21 protein-coding genes and 3 tRNA genes are annotated in these 19393 nt (G+C 66.3%); 17 read left to right on the top strand and 7 right to left on the bottom strand.

Annotated elements, in window-relative coordinates; genetic code table 11:
• The first annotated feature begins 24 nt into the window (after positions 1–24).
• Together J7654_RS14175 and J7654_RS14170 are read left to right on the top strand one after the other, a co-directional pair.
• The gene (locus tag J7654_RS14175) at positions 25–1242 is read left to right on the top strand and encodes an LL-diaminopimelate aminotransferase (RefSeq protein ID WP_209736523.1); all 1218 of its coding nucleotides are present in this window, start codon (positions 25–27) and stop codon (positions 1240–1242) included.
• A gap of 53 nt (positions 1243–1295) precedes the next feature.
• Complete coding sequence (locus tag J7654_RS14170) at positions 1296–2600, top strand: homoserine dehydrogenase (protein ID WP_209736522.1); 1305 nt, start codon at positions 1296–1298, stop codon at positions 2598–2600.
• 26 nt (positions 2601–2626) lie between these two features.
• Here the strand turns inward: J7654_RS14170 and J7654_RS14165 are convergent, their stop codons facing one another.
• Complete coding sequence (locus J7654_RS14165; protein WP_245195507.1) at positions 2627–3856, bottom strand: IS110 family RNA-guided transposase; 1230 nt, start codon at positions 3854–3856, stop codon at positions 2627–2629.
• A gap of 203 nt (positions 3857–4059) precedes the next feature.
• On the opposite strand from J7654_RS14165, the gene glpX reads away from it, so the two are divergent.
• Complete coding sequence (gene glpX, locus J7654_RS14160) at positions 4060–5043, top strand: class II fructose-bisphosphatase (protein WP_209736521.1); 984 nt, start codon at positions 4060–4062, stop codon at positions 5041–5043.
• A gap of 29 nt (positions 5044–5072) precedes the next feature.
• Positions 5073–6869 carry a single-stranded-DNA-specific exonuclease RecJ gene (recJ, locus tag J7654_RS14155; protein ID WP_209736520.1) on the top strand — a complete coding sequence of 599 codons (1797 nt, stop codon included), beginning with the start codon at positions 5073–5075 and terminating at the stop codon, positions 6867–6869.
• Between the two features lie 37 nt (positions 6870–6906).
• Here the strand turns inward: recJ and J7654_RS14150 are convergent.
• The 3 genes from J7654_RS14150 to J7654_RS14140 all read right to left on the bottom strand — a co-directional run bounded on the left by J7654_RS14150 (position 6907) and on the right by J7654_RS14140 (position 8662).
• Positions 6907–6981, bottom strand: a tRNA-Glu gene (locus J7654_RS14150).
• A gap of 67 nt (positions 6982–7048) precedes the next feature.
• A complete protein-coding gene (locus tag J7654_RS14145) occupies positions 7049–7969 on the bottom strand; it encodes a YcbK family protein (RefSeq protein ID WP_209736519.1) in 921 nt (306 codons plus the stop codon).
• A 252-nt stretch (positions 7970–8221) separates the two neighbouring features.
• Positions 8222–8662, bottom strand: a complete 441-nt coding sequence (locus tag J7654_RS14140; protein WP_209736518.1) for a VOC family protein — start codon at positions 8660–8662, stop codon at positions 8222–8224.
• A gap of 197 nt (positions 8663–8859) precedes the next feature.
• Here J7654_RS14140 and J7654_RS14135 point away from each other — a divergent pair, with 197 nt between their 5' ends.
• From J7654_RS14135 to J7654_RS14100, 8 genes are all read left to right on the top strand, one after another.
• The gene (locus tag J7654_RS14135) at positions 8860–9438 is read left to right on the top strand and encodes a cold-shock protein (RefSeq protein WP_209736517.1); all 579 of its coding nucleotides are present in this window, start codon (positions 8860–8862) and stop codon (positions 9436–9438) included.
• Complete coding sequence (locus J7654_RS14130) at positions 9438–9932, top strand: DUF192 domain-containing protein (protein ID WP_209736516.1); 495 nt, start codon at positions 9438–9440, stop codon at positions 9930–9932. Before J7654_RS14135 ends, J7654_RS14130 begins: the two co-directional genes overlap by 1 nt.
• Positions 9933–10035: 103 nt before the next feature.
• On the top strand, positions 10036–10209 hold the full coding sequence (locus tag J7654_RS14125; RefSeq protein ID WP_209736515.1) for a hypothetical protein: 174 nt from the start codon (positions 10036–10038) through the stop codon (positions 10207–10209).
• 44 nt (positions 10210–10253) lie between these two features.
• Positions 10254–10511, top strand: coding sequence for a DUF2171 domain-containing protein (locus tag J7654_RS14120; RefSeq protein WP_209736514.1), 258 nt, complete (start codon positions 10254–10256; stop codon positions 10509–10511).
• A gap of 13 nt (positions 10512–10524) precedes the next feature.
• Positions 10525–10701 carry a hypothetical protein gene (locus tag J7654_RS14115; RefSeq protein ID WP_209736513.1) on the top strand — a complete coding sequence of 59 codons (177 nt, stop codon included), beginning with the start codon at positions 10525–10527 and terminating at the stop codon, positions 10699–10701.
• A 186-nt stretch (positions 10702–10887) separates the two neighbouring features.
• Positions 10888–10964 (top strand) — tRNA-Pro (locus J7654_RS14110).
• A gap of 45 nt (positions 10965–11009) precedes the next feature.
• A complete protein-coding gene (locus J7654_RS14105; RefSeq protein ID WP_209736512.1) occupies positions 11010–11315 on the top strand; it encodes an ETC complex I subunit in 306 nt (101 codons plus the stop codon).
• A gap of 30 nt (positions 11316–11345) precedes the next feature.
• Positions 11346–11421, top strand: a tRNA-Arg gene (locus J7654_RS14100).
• 218 nt (positions 11422–11639) lie between these two features.
• Here J7654_RS14100 and J7654_RS14095 read toward each other — a convergent pair.
• Positions 11640–12164, bottom strand: a complete 525-nt coding sequence (locus J7654_RS14095; RefSeq protein ID WP_209736511.1) for a DUF992 domain-containing protein — start codon at positions 12162–12164, stop codon at positions 11640–11642.
• 142 nt (positions 12165–12306) lie between these two features.
• Positions 12307–12564: a hypothetical protein gene (locus J7654_RS14090; protein WP_209736510.1), complete on the bottom strand. Its 258-nt coding sequence runs from the start codon at positions 12562–12564 to the stop codon at positions 12307–12309.
• 203 nt (positions 12565–12767) lie between these two features.
• On the opposite strand from J7654_RS14090, the gene J7654_RS14085 reads away from it, so the two are divergent.
• From J7654_RS14085 to J7654_RS14075, 3 genes are all read left to right on the top strand, one after another.
• Entirely contained in the window at positions 12768–13799 is a 1032-nt protein-coding gene (locus J7654_RS14085) for an IS110 family RNA-guided transposase (RefSeq protein ID WP_209736509.1), read from the top strand.
• Between the two features lie 607 nt (positions 13800–14406).
• Positions 14407–14709 (top strand): hypothetical protein, encoded by a 303-nt coding sequence (locus J7654_RS14080; RefSeq protein WP_209736508.1) that lies wholly within the window; start codon positions 14407–14409, stop codon positions 14707–14709.
• Positions 14710–14838: 129 nt separating this feature from the next.
• Positions 14839–15780 (top strand): phosphatase PAP2 family protein, encoded by a 942-nt coding sequence (locus J7654_RS14075; protein WP_209736507.1) that lies wholly within the window; start codon positions 14839–14841, stop codon positions 15778–15780.
• Here J7654_RS14075 and metC read toward each other — a convergent pair.
• On the bottom strand, positions 15692–16867 hold the full coding sequence (gene metC / locus J7654_RS14070) for a cystathionine beta-lyase (RefSeq protein ID WP_209736506.1): 1176 nt from the start codon (positions 16865–16867) through the stop codon (positions 15692–15694). The two genes, J7654_RS14075 and metC, sit on opposite strands and share 89 nt — an antisense overlap.
• Positions 16868–17072: 205 nt before the next feature.
• Here metC and J7654_RS14065 point away from each other — a divergent pair, with 205 nt between their 5' ends.
• Both J7654_RS14065 and J7654_RS14060 read left to right on the top strand, forming a co-directional pair.
• Complete coding sequence (locus tag J7654_RS14065; protein WP_209736505.1) at positions 17073–18092, top strand: amino acid ABC transporter substrate-binding protein; 1020 nt, start codon at positions 17073–17075, stop codon at positions 18090–18092.
• 91 nt (positions 18093–18183) lie between these two features.
• The gene (locus J7654_RS14060) at positions 18184–19374 is read left to right on the top strand and encodes an amino acid ABC transporter permease (protein ID WP_209736504.1); all 1191 of its coding nucleotides are present in this window, start codon (positions 18184–18186) and stop codon (positions 19372–19374) included.
• Positions 19375–19393 lie beyond the last annotated feature (19 nt).

The raw sequence follows: 19393 nt of genomic DNA, 5'->3' as shown, positions 1-19393 counted from the left end.
CTTCCGCGCCAGGGATGTCTCGCCATGGAAGAGTTCCACAAGGTCCGCCGCCTGCCTCCTTACGTGTTCGAGGAGGTGAACAAGAAGAAGGCCGCCGCGCGGGCCCGCTCCGTCGATATCATCGACCTGGGCATGGGCAATCCCGACCTGCCGACCTCGAAATTCGTGGTCGACAAGATGTGCGAGGCGATCCGCGACCCGCGCACGCATCGCTACTCCACCTCCAAGGGCATTCCGGGGCTTCGCCGGGCGCAGGCCGCCTATTACGAGCGCCGCTTCGGCGTGAAGCTGAACCCGGACACGCAGATCGTCGTGACGCTCGGCTCCAAGGAGGGCTTCGCCAACATGGCGCAGGCCATCACCGCGCCCGGCGACGTGGTTCTGTGCCCGAACCCGACCTATCCGATCCACGCCTTCGGCTTCCTGATGACGGGCGGCACCATCCGCTCCATCCCGGCCTGCCCGGACGAGGATTTCCTGCGCGCGGTGGACCGCGCCGTGCGGCACTCGATCCCCAAGCCCATCGCCATCATCCTGAACTACCCGTCCAACCCGACGGCCTACGAGGCGAGCCTCGACTTCTACCGTGAGGTGGTGAAGTTCGCGCGCGAGCACGAGATCATCGTGTTGTCGGACCTGGCCTATTCCGAAATCTACTTCGACGGCGCCCCGCCGCCCTCCGTTCTGGAGGTGGAGGGCGCCATGGACGTGGCGGTGGAGTTCACCTCCATGTCCAAGACCTTCTCCATGCCGGGCTGGCGCGTGGGGTTCGCCGTGGGCAACGAGCGGTTGATCGCGGCGCTCGCGCGGGTGAAGTCCTATCTCGATTACGGTGCCTTCACGCCCATCCAGGTGGCCGCCACGGCCGCGTTGAACGCGGGCGACGGGCCGGTGAAGGAAGTGCGCGACATCTATCGCCACCGGCGCGACGTGCTGGTCGATTCCTTCGGCCGCGCGGGGTGGGACGTGCCGCCTCCCTCCTCCACCATGTTCGCCTGGGTGCCGATTCCCGAGGCGTTCCGCGCCATGGGTTCGCTGGAGTTCTCCAAGCTCCTGATCGAGAAGGCGGACGTGGCGGTGGCGCCGGGCATCGGTTTCGGCGAGCACGGGGACGACTACGTGCGCATCGCGCTCGTGGAGAACGAGCACCGCATCCGCCAGGCCGCCCGCAACATCCGCCGCTTTCTTGCCTCGGGCGGCGAAGCCATGCAGAACGTGGTCCCGCTGGCGGCACGACGCTAGCGCGCCGCGCACGGCGCGGTTTCAAGGTCACAGGAATTCGCATAGGGGACCTCATGGATCGTCCATTGAGGCTCGGCATCGCCGGGCTGGGAACCGTTGGAGCCTCGCTCGCCCGGCTGGTGACGGCGCGCGCGCAGACCTACGCGCTGCGCGCCGGACGCCCGATCGAGATCGCGGCCGTGTGCGCGCGGGACCGGTCGAAGGATCGCGGCGTCGATCTGTCGGGCGCGCAGTGGTTCGACGATCCGGTGGCGCTCGCCTCGCAAGCCGAGATCGACGTCTTCGTGGAACTGGTGGGCGGATCGGAGGGCGCGGCGCTCGACAGCGTCAAGGCCGCGCTCAATCGCGGGTTGACGGTGGTGACGGCCAACAAGGCGCTGCTGGCGCATCATGGCGTCTCGCTGGCGCGGCTCGCTCACAAGAAGGGCGCGACGATCCTCTTCGAGGCGGCCGTGGCCGGCGGTATTCCCATCATCAAGACCATGCGCGAGGCGCTGCGCGGCAACGCCACCAGCCGTGTCTACGGTATTCTGAACGGCACCTGCAATTACATGCTGACGCGCATGGAAAAGGAGGGAATCGCCTTCGAGGACGTTCTGGCCGACGCCCAGCGCCTCGGCTACGCAGAGGCCGACCCGACCTTCGACATCGGCGGCTTCGACGCCGCGCACAAGCTGGCGATCCTGACCTCGCTCGCCTTCGGTTGCGAGATCGATCTCGAATCGATCTTCGTGGAGGGCATTTCCTCCGTCACCACCGCCGATATCGAGGCGGCCGAGGAACTGGGCTACCGCATCAAGCTCCTGGCCGTGGCGCAGCGCACGGAAAGCGGCATCGAGCAGCGCGTTCACCCCACGATGATTCCCGCCGCCTCCGCGCTGGCGCAGATCGACGGCGTGACGAACGCGGTGGCGATCGACACCGACCTTCTCGGCTCCATTCTCCTGGCCGGCCCCGGCGCGGGCGGGGACGCGACCGCCTCGGCGGTCCTTTCCGACGTGATCGACGCCGCAAGGGGCGTTCGCCTGCCGGCGCTGGGTGTCGAGCCGGCACGCCTCGCGCCTTACAAGCGCGCCCGGATGCGCGCGCATGAGGGCGGCTACTACATCCGGCTCTCCGTGCTCGACCAGGTGGGCGCCTTCGCCTCCATCGCGCGGCGAATGGCGGAAAACCAGATATCGCTGGAATCCATCGTGCAGAGGCGGCGGGAGGGCGAGGCGGACGATGAGACGCGCCCGGTGATCCTCATCACCCACGAGACGACGGAAGCGGCCGTGCGCAAGGCGCTAGACGCGGTGTCACGCGACGGGCACCTGAGGGGTGAGCCGCGCATGATCCGTATCGAATCGCTCAGTTGACGGGAGGATGCAGCCTAATGGTTTCGTCAAGCTGCATTCTTGAAGTTTGGGCTGAACGGCGTCCTTGTTTGGAGGATGGCCCAGACGACATTTACGCGCCGCCGTGCGAGGGCGATGACGGCTTGGTTGTGGCGTTTTCCCTCGGTTCTCTTTCGGTCGTAGAAGGCGCGGCTTTCCGGGTCTGCGAGAGCGTTGAAAGCGGACTGGAAGAAGACGCGTTTGAGGGTTTTGTCGCCTCCGGTGGATCGTCGGACGGTTCTGGATTTCCCGGACTGGCGCAGGACGGGAGTGAGCCCGGCGGCGGCTGCGAGTGCATCGGCGGAACGGAATCGGGTGGCCGAGCCGACGCAGGCGATGAAGTCTGCCGTGAGCACGGCCCCCATCCCCGGCAGGCTGCGGATGAGGGCCGCATCAGGGTGGCAATCGAGAAGGAGCTCAAGATCGGCATCGATGCGGTCGCGCTGCGCACGGGCGGCCAGCGCCTCGGTGGCGAGGTCCCTGACCAGTCTGGCGCGGGTTTGGGCGCCGGGCACGTCGATGGCCTGCGCCTTGGCCAGGGTGACGGCCTCTTCGGCCATGGCGTCAGCGCCCCGCATGCGCGGATAGGCTTTCGTGAGCTGGCGTGCGAGGCGTTCGGGCTTGGCGTCGCGCAGCTCGTGCGGAGCGGCGAACAGGCTCAGGAAGACGAGGCCGGCCTTGGTCCTCACGTCGATGCGCCGCTCCAGCGCCGGAAAGAGCGAGGAAGTAAGGTCGCGCAAACGCGCGAGACGTCTGGTCTGATCGACGACGACCTCGCGACGTCGGCCGACGAGCAGACGGATGTCGACGTTGATCTCGGTTTCGACCTCCACCGGCCGCAGGTCCATGCGGGTTCGCGCCAGATCGGCGATGGTCGCGGCGTCACGGGGATCGGACTTGTTCTCGCCGCCGCGTGTTCCCTGCCGGGCTCGGTTGACCGCAAGGCCGGGCGTGTGAACAACCCGGAAGCCCGCTTCGGCCAGCATTGCACAGAGCAGAGTGGCGCAGCCGCCGAGCAGGTCGAGCGCGACCGTGACGCTTGCGGCATCCGGCGCGGACAGTTCGCTGATCAACGCCTCGATGCCTTCCGGGTCGTTCCTGACAGCATGGCTGAAGATGGCCTTTGCGTCCGAGCTGATAGCGCAGGCCCAATGGATGTCCTTGGCGGCGTCGATACCGACGTAAAGGTGCATGCTTTCCTCCCTGATGCGTCCTCCTTTGAGCGGCAACCTTCCCACGCCGTCCTCGCCCTACACAGCGATCAATCGCAGAGCCTAATCAGCGGTCGGGTCAGGTGTGGAGACCGGGCGGTTCTGCCTCCCGAGCCATCGAGGGCGGCCAGCATGATAGCCATACCCGGTCCCCTGCCTTCCGACATCTTCGGTCATAAGAACCGCGCCGAAAAGGCAGATGTCGAAATGCACTTCATTGGTAGGGCCGCATGAGCTCGGCACCTGGCGGCAGTCTGGACCGCGTCCTTTCCATCGAGATCGCGCGGGTGACGGAGCGTGCGGCCGTGGCCGCCGCTCTCCTGCGCGGGCGCGGCGACGAGAAGGCGGCGGACCAGGCGGCCGTGGACGCCATGCGCGGCGAGCTCGCCCGCCTTCCCATCCAGGGCACCATCGTGATCGGCGAGGGAGAGCGCGACGAGGCACCGATGCTGTTCATCGGCGAGAAGGTGGGCACCGGCGAGGGGCCGCAGGTGGACATCGCGCTCGATCCGCTGGAAGGCACCACGGTGTGCGCGAAGAACCTTCCGAACTCCCTGACGGTCATCGCGGTGGCGGCCAAGGGCAGCCTGCTCAACGCGCCGGACGTCTATATGGAGAAGATCGCGATCGGTCCGGGCTATCCGGACGGCATCGTCTCGCTTCGCCAAAGCGCATCGGAAAACCTGAACGCGCTGGCCAGCGCCAAGGGCGTTCCCATCGGCGAGATCACCGCCTGCATCCTCGACCGGCCCCGCCACGCCAAGCTCATCGCCGAAATCCGCGATTGCGGCGCGTCGATCCGCCTGATCGGGGACGGGGATGTGGCGGGCGTGATCCATACGACGGACTCCGAAAGCACGGGCATCGACATCTACATGGGCATCGGCGGCGCGCCCGAGGGCGTTCTCGCCGCCGCGGCGCTGCGATGCACCGGCGGGCAGATGGAGGGGCGTCTCCAGCTCAACACTAACCAGAAGCGCGCCCGCGCCGAGGCGATGGGCGTGGTCGACCCTTACCGCATCTACCGGCTCGACGACCTCGCCTTCGGCGACGTGATCTTCGCGGCCACCGGCGTGACGGACGGCAACCTCTTGGACGGCGTGCGTTTCTACGGCAACCGCATCGAGACGCACACGCTCGTCATGCGCTCGTCCTCGCGCACGGTGCGCGATGTCCGCGCGCGGCATTACGACCGCCGCAAGTTCGGCCTCTGAGCCGTGAAGGCAGCCCTTCCGCAGGACGCATGAACGACAGCGCCCGGACATTCCTCGGCGTCGAAGCCTCGCTGCTCGGACGACGCTGGACCCATGCGCTGACGCCGCGCACAGAGGCGCTGGCGGTGGAGATCGCGCAGCGGCAGGGGCTGCCGGACCTCGTGGCGCGCGTGCTGGCCGCGCGCGGCGTGGCCGCCCCGGAGGCCGCGCGCTTCCTCGACCCCACGATCCGCGACCTGATGCCCGATCCGTCCTCGCTGACGGATATGGACGCCGCCGCCCTTCGGCTGGCCGACGCGATCGAGCGGCGGGAACGCATCGCGATCTTCGGCGACTACGATGTGGATGGCGCCGCCTCCGTCGCGCTCCTGTTTCGCTATCTGCGCCATTTCGGCCTCGAGGCGGCAATCCGGATTCCCGACCGCCTGACGGAAGGCTACGGGCCAAACCCAACCGCGATGCGCGAACTGGCCGCCGGCGGGGCACAACTGATCGTGACCGTGGACTGCGGCACGACGAGCGTGGAGGCGCTGACCGAAGCAGCGCGCGCGCGGGCGCAGGTCATCGTTCTGGACCATCACCAGACCGGCACGGCGCTGCCGCCGGCGCTCGCGATCGTCAATCCGAACCGGCAGGACGACCTCTCCGGGCAGGGGCATCTCTGTGCGGCCGGGGTGGTGTATCTGACGCTCGTGGCCGTCTCGCGCGAGTTGCGGCGGCGCGGCCATGCGGCGGCGCGGCTCCCCAACCTCCTCGACGATCTGGACCTTGCAGCGCTCGCCACCGTCTGCGACGTGGTGCCGCTCACCGGCTTCAACCGGGCGCTGGTGGTGAAGGGGCTTCAGGTGCTGCGCGGGAGGCGCAATATCGGCCTGAAGGCGCTGTGCAACGTCGCCCGGCTCGCGGGGCCGGCGAGCGTCTATCACCTGGGGTTCCTGCTCGGGCCCCGGATCAACGCGGGCGGGCGGATCGGCGCGGCGCACCTCGGCAGCCGCCTTCTGACCACCGGCGACGAAGGCGAGGCCGAGGCGCTGGCCCAGGAACTGCACCTCCTGAACGAGGAGCGGCAGGGGATCGAGCGGCGAATGCTGGATGAGGCCGAGGCCGAAGTCGCCGCCGAGATCGGCGCCGGCGAGGGGCCGGCCATCCTGATCGCCTCCCGGCAGGACTGGCATCCGGGCATCGTGGGCCTCGTGGCCTCGCGCCTGAAGGAGCGGTTCGGACGGCCCGCCTTCGCCATCGCCTTCGACGCCTCGGGCCGGGGAAGCGGATCGGGACGGTCCATTCCCGGTTTCGACGTCGGCTCGCTGATCCGCCGGGCGGTGGAGGACGGGCTGCTGGTGAAGGGCGGCGGCCACGCCATGGCGGCGGGGCTGACCATCGAGCGCTCGCGCCTTTCGGATTTCCGTGCCTTCCTGGAGGCGGCCGCCGGCAACCGCATCCACGATCTGCGCGCGCAGGATACGCTGAGGATCGACGGGGCGGTGAGCGCGTCGGGCCTGACTCTGGAACTGGCCGGCACGCTGGAGCGCGCGGGGCCCTACGGGCAAGGCCACTCCCAGCCGGTCCTGGCGCTGCCGAGGCACCGAGTGATCTCGGGCGCGCCGGTGGGCGCCAGCGGCCATCTGCGCGTCACGCTGAAGGCGGCCGATGGCGCGAGCCTGTCCGCCATCGCGTTTCGCGCGATGGGAACGCCGCTCGAGCCGCGGCTGCTGGACAGCGGGGGACGCCCGGTGCACGTGGCTGGCTGCGTATCGCTCGATCATTTCCAGGGGCGCGAGCGGGTCTCGTTCCGCATCAGCGATATCGCTGACGCCTACGACTGATGCGCGGGGCCCGATGGAAACATGGGAATGGAGAGAGTGGTACGCCCAAGGGGAATCGAACCCCTGTTTTCGCCGTGAAAGGGCGACGTCCTAACCGCTAGACGATGGGCGCAGCGAGGGGACGTATAGGGTGAGTCGCTTTTTTTCGCAACCCGCCGACGCCCGCCCGAATATGGTTTTTAGCCGTTCTGGCGGCGACGGCAGGCCCAGTTCCAGTCCCGCTTCTGCCCGACATCCACATGGATCGCGGCCGTGTGGCAATAGGTGCCGACGCCGCCACGGCGCGGCAGACTGCGCACGAAGGCGGCCACGGTCTTGCCGTCCACGCCGGGCACGTGAAGGTCGGCCGCCTTGCAGGCCATGTGCATCGAGGCCTTGGCGCCGTTGACCCGGCGGTTATGGGAGGGCGAGCGATAGCCCGAGGTGATGACGACCTTCTGGTTGAACCGGTTCTCGACCTGCCGCAGCAGCCCCACCAGTTCGGTCCCGAAGCAATTGGTGACGATATCGTCCCGCTGGACGAGGAAGCCGTTGGGCGCAAGCCGCGCCATGCCGGAAAGCGAGGCGACCTGATAGGAGCCGCCGATATCGTCGAGCAGATCCTCGTCATCGACCGAGGCCCGCTGCCCGATCTCGAACAGGGAGGACGGGTCCACGCCCGGCAGCGCCGCGTCGCGCTGCGGCTTGCCGTGCCCGTCGGTCTGCGTCACGACCACGCGCCCGCTCTTGCCATTGTCCGTGTTGCGGATCGGGGTTCTTGCCTCCGACTCGGTGAAAAGCGAGGCGTAGAGGGAGCGCTCAGAGGCGCGCGAAGGGGGCGCTGAAGCGGCGAAGGCAGAGGCCGCACGGGGCGTTTCGGCCTGAAGGCTGGCGGCAAGGGCAAGGTTGCCCGATGCCTCGGCCGCTTCGCCGCCGGCTACAGCCACTTCGGCCGCAGCCTCGCTCGTCGCTGCGTCGGCGACGATCTGCTCGGCCTCGGCGCCTTCGGCGGCCACCTCGCCCTCCGCTTCCGCGACCTCCTTGGCCTCCTCGACGGCGTTCGGCGCGAAGCCGAAGGCGGACGTCTCGTCGATCGCCGATACGCATCCGCTCAACAGCATGGCTGTCGATGCGAGCGCGATTGCCATGAAGCCAAAGGCGGATTTGCCGCCCGGCTCAGCACTGACGAATTTCAAATCCCCGCTCCACCCTCTGCCGCCAGGGCTTCAAGCCCTGGAGACGTGCGCGCCGCGCCGTCGATCTTCGGTGTACAATCCCGGCTTCACGAAGCCCGCGCGGCGGCGGGCGAACCGGGATCGGATGTCCTGCGGGCACGCATACGGTTCGAATGCGGCCTCACGATGACATGAATGTTACCACGTTCCCGTGTTTTGCATAGAGGCCCATGGTTCGGCTGGTTCCTTGGCCGGACCCTTCTGCAGTATCTCGATGGAAATACCGTCGGGAGACTTCACGAAAGCCATGTTGCCGTCGCGCGGAGGGCGGTTGATCGTGATCCCCGCATCCATCAGGCTTTGGCAGAAGGCGTAGATGTCGTCGACCTCGTAGGCCAGGTGCCCGAAGTTCCGGCCGCCGGTATAGTCCTCCGGGTCCCAGTTGTGGGTCAGCTCGACCAGCGGAGCCTTGCTTTCCCGCGCGGTCTCCACATCACCGGGCGCAGCCAGGAACACCAGCGTGTAGCGCCCCTTCTCGTTGTCGATCCGCCGGGTTTCCACGAGGCCCATCCGGCCGCAGTAGAAATCGAGCGAGCTTTCGAGATCCGCCACGCGGACCATTGTGTGCAGATAGCGCATTTCGCCTCCTGGGATTGAGCGACAACATAGCTGGCCCTGCGCGCCTGCCAAGCGCTTCGCGGCAGGTGTGCAAGGCCCGCGCAACCCTCGCAAAGGGTTGCCGGCAAGCGAATGGCGGATATCTCCGAGGGCGGGAGGTGCTTGCCGCCTGCCTCGATTGGTGCATGATCGCAGGATCACGAGAGACGGGACTCCACATGACGCGGCGGAACCCCGCAACCCAAGATGCCGAGGATGCCGGCGCTCCCGCCGGCGCGGCCGAGACACATGTCGTCTCCGGGCAGATCAAGTGGTTCGACGTGGCCAAGGGGTTCGGCTTCATCGTGCCCGATGACGAGGGCGAGGATATCCTGCTGCATGTCACATGCCTGCGGCGAGACGGATTCGCCACGGCCATCGAGGGCGCGCGTCTGGTCTGCGAGGTGACGCGGGGCGAGCGCGGGCTCCATGCCTTCCGTGTCCTTTCCATGGACCCGACCACTGCAGTAGATCCCTCTCAGCTTCCGCCAGCCCGAACCCATGTGCAGGTGGAGCCGACAAGCGAGCTGGAAGCGGCCACTGTGAAATGGTTCAACCGCACGAAGGGCTACGGATTCCTCTCGCGGGGCGAGGGGACGGAGGATATCTTCATCCATATGGAAACGCTGCGCCAATACGGCATGACAGAGCTCAGGCCAGGACAGGACGTGCTCGTGCGCTTCGGCACCGGCACGAAAGGACTGATGGCGGCCGAAATCCATCCCGGCACCGGCCCCGTGCGCGGACCTGCCCATTGATGGCCTCCGCGCTTCTTTCGGCTCGCCGCAACTGGAAGGTGCTCGCCATCGTCCTCGTGCTGGCGGTGGCTTCCTATTTCGTTTTTACGTCCAATTCCATCGGCTCCACCGCCACCCTGCTCACGGAGTCGGGGCGCCATCGCATCTCCGTGGAGATCGCCGACACGCCCGACACGCGCGCCACCGGCCTGATGCATCGCGAGGAGATGGCGCAGGATCATGGAATGCTGTTCGACTTCGGCGAGACCCGCCCGGTTTCGATGTGGATGAAGAACACGCTGATTCCGCTCGACATGCTCTTCCTGCGCCCGGACGGCACCGTGGCGACCATCGCCAGGAACGCGCGGCCGCTCTCCCTCACGCCGATCCCCTCCGGCGAGCCGGTGCGTTACGTGCTTGAGCTGAACGGCGGTGCCGCCGCCCGCTACGGCGTCAGCGTCGACGACCGGCTCGACCATCCGATCATCGCCGGGCCGGCGAGCGAATCGCGTTAATCCAGACCTCGGAAGCCACGCGCCCGCATGACATCGCGGCAGAGCCGGAACTTCCGGGCGGACTTCCGGCTTCTTCTCTGCAAACGGATGCAGGAGAACGGCGATGTCCAGAACCCCAGACGACCCGCGCGAGACGGACAAAATCTTGCCCGAACCGGTGCGCGAGGACGGCATCGTGTCCCCGGAGGATCGCCGGCCGGAAAGCGATATCGACGACAAGGACGGTGGTCTGGCCGGTATCGGCGGCGGCGATCCGTCGAAGCGCAAGATCATCTAGCAGTGGCAGCCACGCTGCCGGCATGACGACAGGAAGGTTTTATCATGAGCAGTCTGAATGACGTGAAAGAGCATATGCAGGTCGTCGGTGCCGATGGCGTGCCGGTGGGCACGGTGGACCGCATCGAGGGTGACCGGATCAAGCTCACGCGCGCGGATAGCGGCGAGGGGCGGCACGAAGGGCATCATCACTACGTGCCCGCCGCGCTTATCGCCGAAATCGAAGGCAAGACCGTGCGCCTCTCGGCCAATGCCGATGTGGCCGTGAGCTTCGAGGAGGAAGGTGACGGGAAACCGGTCTAGGCGGGAGAGCGCGATGAGCGTCGATGCCGAGATTCGCGAGGCGATCATCCAGGAAATCCAGCGCCAGGCAGAGGCCAGTGAAGGCAAGCTGACCGCGCGGATGGACGGAGATCGTCTTGCCGTGCACGGGGCGATCGATGTCGATGACCTCGTCATGGTCGTGATGGGTTCCATCGCCGGCGGCCCGTAGATGGGTGTCGCGGCCTTGAGCAAGCGGATTTCTGCGCAGAGCCGGCCGGCCACAGGGCCGAGGCCGGCTCTTTCGCTGCCTGCCGGAGGCTGTTGTGCGGTGCGCGCGTTCAACCCGTAGGTTCGGCTTGACTTCCGCTGCCGAAAGCCGCAGATCGCAGGCAGAGCAAGGCGTCACCGTCCTTGTCGGAGCGTAGCGCAGCCTGGTAGCGCATCTGGTTTGGGACCAGAGGGTCGCAGGTTCGAATCCTGCCGCTCCGACCAGTTCCCGGTGGCGCTTCGTGTTCTGATCGTCCGGAGGGAGTTCCCATGATCGCCCGCATCTACCGTCCCGCTCGCAACGCGATGCAATCCGGCAAAGGCAACACACAGTCTTGGCGCCTTGACTACGAGCCTAACGAGCCGAAGCAGGTGGAGCCGTTGATGGGCTACACGTCCTCATCCGACATGCTTTCGCAGGTGCGAATGACCTTCGACACGAAGGAGCAGGCCGTTGAGTATTGCGAGCGTCACGCAATCCCCTATCGCATCGAGGAAGACCACCGGCCGGTGCGCCAGAAGGTTTCCTACTCGGACAATTTTCGCTACGACCGCGTCCAGCCTTGGACACACTGACGGCAGGACATCCGTCCCGCCCCTGCCTTCGGCCCCGTAGCTCAGTGGATAGAGCACCGGCCTTCTAAGCCGATGGTCGCAGGTTCGAATCCTGCCGGGGTCGCCAGATCACTTTTCTTCATTGAAATCGTTGACATATTTGTCCCGACGCCCGCGACCGGTTCAAGGGGCTGTCAGGCCGTTTCCGTTCAATTTCTCGGCTGCGGCGAAGGGCGGTGCCCGCGCGGCGGATGTAGTGGTTCTTGGCAATCCGAGAACCAATGATCTGTGGTGAGTCCCGATACAAAAGGGCTGAGCACGCAGTGGTGCTCAGCCCTTTTTCAGTCAGTTGACGGCTGTCAGGGTTACGGAAGTTCCGGTGGCCGCGGCATTGAGGCCGAGCTGGCCGGTGACGCTGACGGTCTGGAGCTGCACCGAGCCAGCGGTTCCGCCGACCAAGATGTTTGCGCCGGCGCCCGCGCCCAGCGTCGCCTCGACAGTGGCGCCCTGGTAGAGGCCGCTCAGCGAGCCTTGGTGATATCCGGCCGTCGGCGCGAAGACGGCCCAGACAAGCTGGCCGCGCGTGGTGAAGCCGAGATCGATGCCCATCTTTCGGATCGTGCCGGCATAGGTTTCCGAACGCTGCTCGCCGGTGGTCGACTGGAACACGCAATTCAGTTCCTTGGCAGAGCCGAGGACGTAGCCGACGCCCCCGCCGACCTCGCAATTCAGGTAACCGATACGGACCCCGTCGCGCTCTCCCGGCTGCTGGTAGACCTCAACCGCCTCGTAGCGCGGGAGGTCGGCCGCATGGGCCATCTGAGCGCCGCCAAATGCTGCCAGGAGGGCCGTGGCAAGAACTCGCTTCATCGTCTTCTCCTTCATGACGTATCGCCGACGCGAACGGACACCGGCCGTCGGCGGCCAAGGCGTTAACGATTGACGCGGTGCAACGATCCATCCATCTCCCATTCTTCTCGCACCGCGGAGAAAACGAATGCCCGAGTCCCTTCTATGCGGGCCGGCGGGCCTTGCACCACCGGAAGGCGCGCTCGGCTTCGGCATTGGCGTTGCTCGCCGCATAAGCCTGGCCCGTGACGCTTCTCTCGAACTCGTAGCGCGAGCGGCCGGACTCGTACGCATACTGGACACAGCGGTTGCCAGAGCCGTCCCGATACTCCGAGGCGTAGATGTCGTAGGAGCTTGGCATCCCTTGCGTCTGGCACGCTCCCAGAGCCAGCAGGCCGGCCAGAACGGCGACAGTCCTCATGGGGCTTCTTCCTTCCTATTTTCATGGGACTCGCGCGGCTTGAGCCGCGGCGTTTAACGAACATGACGTAATCGCGGGAGCGATAGCCGCGAGAGTTTGCTCGGCGGTACTGTTCGAACGTCTGGCTGGTGGCTGTTCCCCGATAGGATGGAGAAACGGGCTCGCGATGGGCACCGGGCCCAGTCATCGAACGGAGGACAGCCATGAAGCAGTTTATTGGTCTCGACGTATCCATGAATGAGACCGCGGTCTCCATCCGGCAGGATGGTAAGAGGGTGTGGCGCGGCAAGTGCCCGTCCGAGCCTCGGCTGGTCGCGGCGCTGATCCGCAAGCGCGCTCCTCATGCCGAGCGAGTGGTGTTCGAGACCGGGCCGTTATCGGTCTGGTTCTATCACGCGTTGACGGCGGAGGGCGTGTCGGCGATCTGCATCGACGCGCGCCATGCCAAGGCGGCGCTCGACATGGCGCCGAACAAGACCGATGCGAACGATGCCGACGGCTTGGCGCATCTGGCCGAGATCGGCTTCTACCGGGAAGTCCGGGTGAAGGGCTTTGACAGCATGCTGATCCGCACGCTGGTCACGGCGCGACGTCAGCTTCTCAAGATGAGGCTTCAGATGTCGAACCAGATCCGTGGGCTGATGAAGACGTTCGGTCTTCTCGTCCCCAAGGGGGCGGGTAGCGTGTTCGAGCGGAACGTGCGCGAGCTTCTGCGGGACGACATGAAGCTGGCACGGATCATCCTGCCCATGCTTCGGGCCTGGGGGGGCATCCGGCTCCGGGTGGCGGAGTTGAGCAAGCAGTTGAACGGCATGGCCCGCGAGGATGAGCGCTGCCGCCTGCTGACTTCGGTACCCGGGGTTGGCACGGTCACGGCGACCGCGTTCGTGGCAGCCGTCGAGGATCCGGCAAACTTCAGGAACTCGCGTGCCGTTGGGGCATGGGTCGGCTTGACCACGAGGCGCTTCCAGTCCGGCGAGGTCGATTATGACGGACATATCTCGCGCCGCGGCGACAATCGACTGCGCAGCCTTCTTTATGAGGCGGCCGCTGTTATCCTGAACCGGTCGAGGGCCGCGAACACGTTGCGAAGCTGGGCGTTGGAATTGAAAGAGCGGCTCGGCTTCAAGCGAGCGGCCGTGGCGCTCGCACGCAAGCTGGCCGTGATCATGCACGCGATGCTCAAAACCGGCGAATTGTTCGACCCGCAAGCCGGGGTCCGAGCCACATCATGACCGGTGCGAACGCCCATCTCCCCCTACAGCCTGTCATGCCGTTCCACCGATAGCGTCCCCGTCGGACGCTCCGCGTCGTCCCTGCCGGGACGCGGACGAGATCATTCCGCGAAGCGGGAAGCACCTGCCGACCTGCGGCCGAGTGCGCAACGAACATAGGAAGATCTCTCCTGCGGAACCCATCCTGCGGCGATCGCATCGTATCGACCGCGTAGACGACCCTGTACCCGGCATACGATCAGACAACGGCCGACCTGATCCAGAAAGGCAACGCCCTTGACATAGGTGCGATTAGACGACCCGCCCCTCACGACGCCGCCGTCGAAAGCGGAACTCACACCACCCCGCGCCTCCAGCCCTTGTATGTTCATGCTCATGTTGGAAAGGGGGCAGCTCCGATATCGGTTCCGGCTCTTTCCTGCCGTGCAAGCGCATCCCGTATAAGGATTTTTCCCGGAGCTCAAAAATACGGCGGATGATTTCGCGGCCCCCGAATGGTCACGTAACGAACACGTGATCTGCCTGTTATCGCCACGGACGCGGGCGACCTTCGAAAAACGCGAACGGCATCGAGACGCCGTTGCGATCACAGAAAACGGAGCAGACCGTGAAGACAATCATTCTCGCATCCGCCCTCCTGGCCGCAGCGCCTTCGTTCGCCCTCGCCCAAACTCCCGCCGAAGAGCCGCAGGCCACCCCAACCTGCGCCCAGGCGCTTCCGCAGATCGTGCAGCTTGTGGAGCAGGCCGAAGCGGGCGGTCTGGAAGTGGGCGAGGCACGCGGGCATGTCGGCGAGGCGGAAGCCGCGCAGGCCGCCGGCGACGAAGGCGCCTGCATCGACGCTCTCGTTCTGGCGCAGAACACTGTGCTCGAGCAGCTTCCGGCCGGCACGCCGCCTTCCCAGGGCTAAGGCGACCACCCGCGTCGCGCACCGGGCGCGGCGCGGGTGCCCATGGAATTCGGCCAATTGTTCCATGGGCGCAGTTGAACGGAGAAGGCCGGATGCTAGCTTTCGATCCGCAATCGGAGAGAAAGACCCATGCGGCCGGATATCACCGCCGACGAGCGACAGGGTGATGATTCAAGCGCGCCCCCGGCCAAACCCCGCCGCCGCTATCTGGCCCACCCCCGAACGCTCGCGCGTTCGGCGCTCTTTACGGCGCGCCGCCTGAGCCGCAAGGCGCGGCCCGATGCGCCGGCGCTTGTCACATGGCCGGTCGGGGCGCTCCTGGCGCTCCTTCTCGTCTCGCTTCCCTTTCTCTTTGCCATCGACGAGGCTGTCGGGCGCGCCATGCTGGCCGAGCCGGAGGGTGTCCTCTCCTTCCTGCGCTACGCGACCGACGCCGGGCTGATTCGATGGTATCTCTACCCGACGCTCGCGATCCTTCTGGGCCTATGGATGGTGGAATGGCACGAGCTGCCGCGCAGCCGGCGGCTGAGAGGCGCCAGCTTCGCCTTCCACGCTGGCTACCTGCTTGCCGCCGTCTCCATCGCGCAGATCGTCGTGCAGGTGCTCAAGCGGGCGTTCGGGCGCGCGCGCCCGCCGTTACTGGACGAGTATGGAAGCCTGTCCTTCTCCTTTGCCCGGCTGGGTGATCACTTCGCCAGCTTTCCCTCGGGCCACTCCAGCACCATGGCGGCGGTGACGGCCGTCGCCATGGTCTGGATGCCGGCTCTTCGCCTGCCGATCCTGATCGTCGGCGTTTCGCTCGCGCTGACGCGGATCGTGGTCCGCGCCCATTACCCGAGCGACGTGGCGGCCGGGCTTGCCATCGGCTTCGCTACGGCGGTGGTTCTGGGGCGCTGGCTCGCCCAGCGGGGCCTGGGCTACGAATTCAGGCACGGGGGCAGGGGGCTGGCGGGCCTCCTGCCGGTACGTGCGGGCTCAAGCGCTATCGCGCGTTCGCCGCGGCCTCCAACGCGCGTGCCAGATCGCGCCGCAGGTCTTCCGGGTCCTCAAGCCCCACCTGGAGCCGGATGACCGGCCCTTCCGCCGGCACCGGCGTGAGCGTGCGGTCCGACAGGCTGGGCTGGAGCGCCAGGCTTTCGAAGCCTCCCCAGGAATAACCCAGGCCGAACAGTTCCAGCGCATCCAGGAACGCCTCGGCCTGCGCGCGGCCGCCGCCATCCAGCACCAGCGAGAAAAGCCCGCTCGAGCCGCTGAACTGCCGACGCCAGAGCTCGTGCCCTTCGAAGGAGGGCAGCGCCGGATGCAGGACGCGGGCCACGCCCTCCCGGCCTTCGAGCCAGTGCGCCAGGTCGAGCGCGGCGGCCTGGTGATGCGCAAGGCGGACCGGCATGGTCTTCAGCCCACGGAAGACGAGATAGGCATCGTCCGGCGCGGCGTTGATGCCCATCTGCATCTGGGCCGCCCGCAGCCGTGGAAACGCCTCGCGCGTGGCGGAAACCGAGCCCAGCATGACGTCCGAATGGCCGCCGGGATATTTCGTCAGGGCGTGGATGGAAAGGTCCACCTCGTGCTCCAGCGGCCGGAAGAAGAGGGGCGTCGCCCAGGTGTTGTCCATCATCACGACCGCATTCGCGCCATGCGCGATCTCGGCGACGGCCTTCACGTCCAGCATCTCGAACGTGTTGGAGCCCGGCGCTTCGAGGAAGACGGCGCGGGTATTCGGCCTCATGCGCGCGGCGATCCCTGTACCGAGCGAGGCGGCGAAGTATTCCACCTCCACGCCCATACGCCGAAGCATACCGTCGCAGAAGATCCGCGTCGGGCCGTAGACCGAATCGACGACGAGCAAATGGTCGCCGCTCGAAAGGAACGCGAGCAGGGGAACCGAGACCGCTGCCAGGCCCGAGGGCAGAAGCACCGTGCCGGCAGACCCCTCCAACTCGTTCAAGGCACCTTCAAGAGCGTCCAGCGTGGGCGTTCCGCGCAACGCATACGTGTAGGCTTGGCCCCGTTCGCGCATGGCCGCCGCATTGGGGAAAAGAACCGTCGACGCATGGACGATCGGGGGGTTCACGAAGCCGTGAAAGACCTTCGGTTCGTGGCCTGCGTGCAGCAGACGGGTGGCCCGTCCGGCGGTCTCTTTATTCTCGGTGCTCAATTTACGCTCTCTCTGTCTTTTTAGAATGCATTGGTAGGGGCGAAGAAGCCTGGCGGTGGAAAATCACGTCAAAAGCTTGACCTGCAAATTTTTATGGCATGTGATCCCGGTAGGACGGAAGTCCAACGACCGAACTCCTCTGCGCGTCGGCTGTCGATAGTGGTGTTGTTCTATGGTCCGATATCTCAACTCGGAAGGTGAACTGATGAAATTGAAGCTTCTCACAGGCGCGCTTGCGGTTTCGGCTGCCCTGGGCACTGTCGGCGTGGCGTCCGCGCAGACCCTGCAGGAGACGCGGGATCGCGGCGCCCTGCGTTGCGGCGTCAACACCGGCCTTCCCGGTTTCGGTTTCCAGGACGACGCGGGCGAATGGGCCGGCCTCGATGTCGATTACTGCCGCGCGGTCGCGGCGGCCATCTTCGGCGACCCCACGGCGGTGACGTTCTCGCCGCTCTCGGCCGTCCAGCGCTTCCCCGCGCTGCAGAACAATGAGGTCGACATCCTGTCGCGCAACACAACCTGGACGATGAGCCGCGACACGACGCTTGGCTTCGAGTTCGTGGGCGTGAACTACTATGACGGCCAGGGCTTCATGGTGCGCGAGGAACTCGGCGTGACCTCCGCGCTCGAGTTGTCGGGCGCGACCGTGTGCGTGCAGAGCGGCACCACCACCGAGCTGAACCTCGCGGACTACTTCGCGGCGAACAATCTCGACTACAACCCGGTGGTCATCGAGTCGCAGGCCGACGTGAACCAGGCCTATGACAGCGGGCGCTGCGACGCGCTCACCACGGATGCCTCCGGCCTCTACGCCTCGCGCCTCGAGCTCGGCAACGCGGACGAGCATATCGTCCTGCCCGAGATCATCTCCAAGGAGCCGCTCGGCCCGGCCGTGCGTGCCGGCGATCCGCAGTGGTTCGACATCGCCAAGTGGGTGCATTTCGCCCTCCTGAACGCCGAGGAACTCGGCGTGACGCAGGCGAATGTGGAGGAAATGAAGCAGTCCGACAACGTCGAGATTCGCCGTCTCCTGGGCACGGAGGATGCGTTCGGCGAAGGCATCGGCCTTTCCAACGACTGGGCCGCCCAGGCCATCGCCGCCGTCGGCAATTACGGCGAGATGTTCGAGCGCAACGTGGGCAGCGGTTCGCCGCTCGGCATCGCTCGCGGCCAGAACGCGCTGTGGACCGATGGCGGCCTCCAGTACGCTCCGCCCGTCCGCTAAGGGCGCGGGTTTCGCATCGTAGAGTCCGATCTTCGCCGCGGTCCACAAGGGGCGCGGCGAAGGTCCCCTCAATCCGAGTAAACGGGGTCTCATGACCGCAGATACAAGCAGGGCCGGGTCCATCGAGACCCGAGATTCGGTCCTCAATGACCCGAAGGTTCGCAGCGCGGTCATCCAGATCGTGCTCATCGCCTCGATCTTCGGGCTGGGCTGGTGGATGGTGGACAACACGGCCCGCAACCTGGCCGCTTCCAACATCGCATCGGGCTTCGGCTTCCTGGGCGCGCGCGCCGGCTTCGACATCGCGCAGCTCCCCATCGACTATTCCAGCAACTCGACCTACGGGCGCGCAATCCTCGTAGGGCTGACGAATACCCTGATCGTGGCCTCGACGGGCATCGTCTTCGCGACGATCCTGGGCTTCCTGGTCGGTATAGGCCGCCTGTCGCGTAATCTGATCGTGCGCGCCGTCTGCACCGCCTATGTCGAGATCTTCCGCAACCTGCCGCCTCTCCTGGTCATCCTGTTCTGGTATTTCGGCGTGCTGGCGGTGTTGCCGCTGCCGCGAAACGCCATCGAGCTGCCTTTCTCCTCCTACATCTCCAATCGTGGCCTGCAGACGCCGGTTGCCGTCTTCCAGAGCGGGGCCTGGGTCGCGGGCTTGCTCCTTCTGGCGGGCATCGTCGCGACCATCGTCCTTTCGCGGGTCTACCGGCGGCGGCAGATGCAGTCCGGGCAGCGGACGAGCATCCTGTGGCCCGCGCTCGCCCTCATCGTGGGCGTTCCGCTGGTCGCTTTCTTCCTGTCGGGCTCGCCGGTGGAGTTCGAGGCGCCGGAGCGGGGTACGTTCAATCTCGTCGGCGGCTTCCAGATCAAGCCGGAGTTCCTGGCTCTCTTCCTGGCCCTCGCGGTCTATACGGCCTCCTTCATCGCCGAGATCGTGCGCGCCGGCATTCTTTCGGTCTCGAAAGGGCAGAACGAGGCGGCGGCGGCGCTCGGCCTTCGCCGGGGTCTGGCCCTGCGCCTCGTGGTGGTGCCGCAGGCGTTCCGGGTCATCATACCGCCGCTCACGAGCCAATATCTCAACCTCACGAAGAACTCTTCGCTCGGCCTTGCGATCGGCTATCCCGAGCTGGTCGCCGTCGGCTCGACCGTCCTCAACCAGTCCGGCCAGTCGATCGAGGTCGTGGTGGTCTGGATGACGGTCTATCTCGGGCTGAGCGTCACCGTCTCGTTCTTCATGAACTGGTTCAACCGTAAAATGGCGCTCGTCGAGCGCTGAGCATCGGAAGCATATCCCG

The organism is Aureimonas populi, assembly GCF_017815515.1.
GTDB lineage: Bacteria > Pseudomonadota > Alphaproteobacteria > Rhizobiales > Rhizobiaceae > Aureimonas > Aureimonas populi.
Note: the sequence above shows the minus strand (reverse complement) of the source record. Positions and strands in the feature narration are given on the sequence as shown.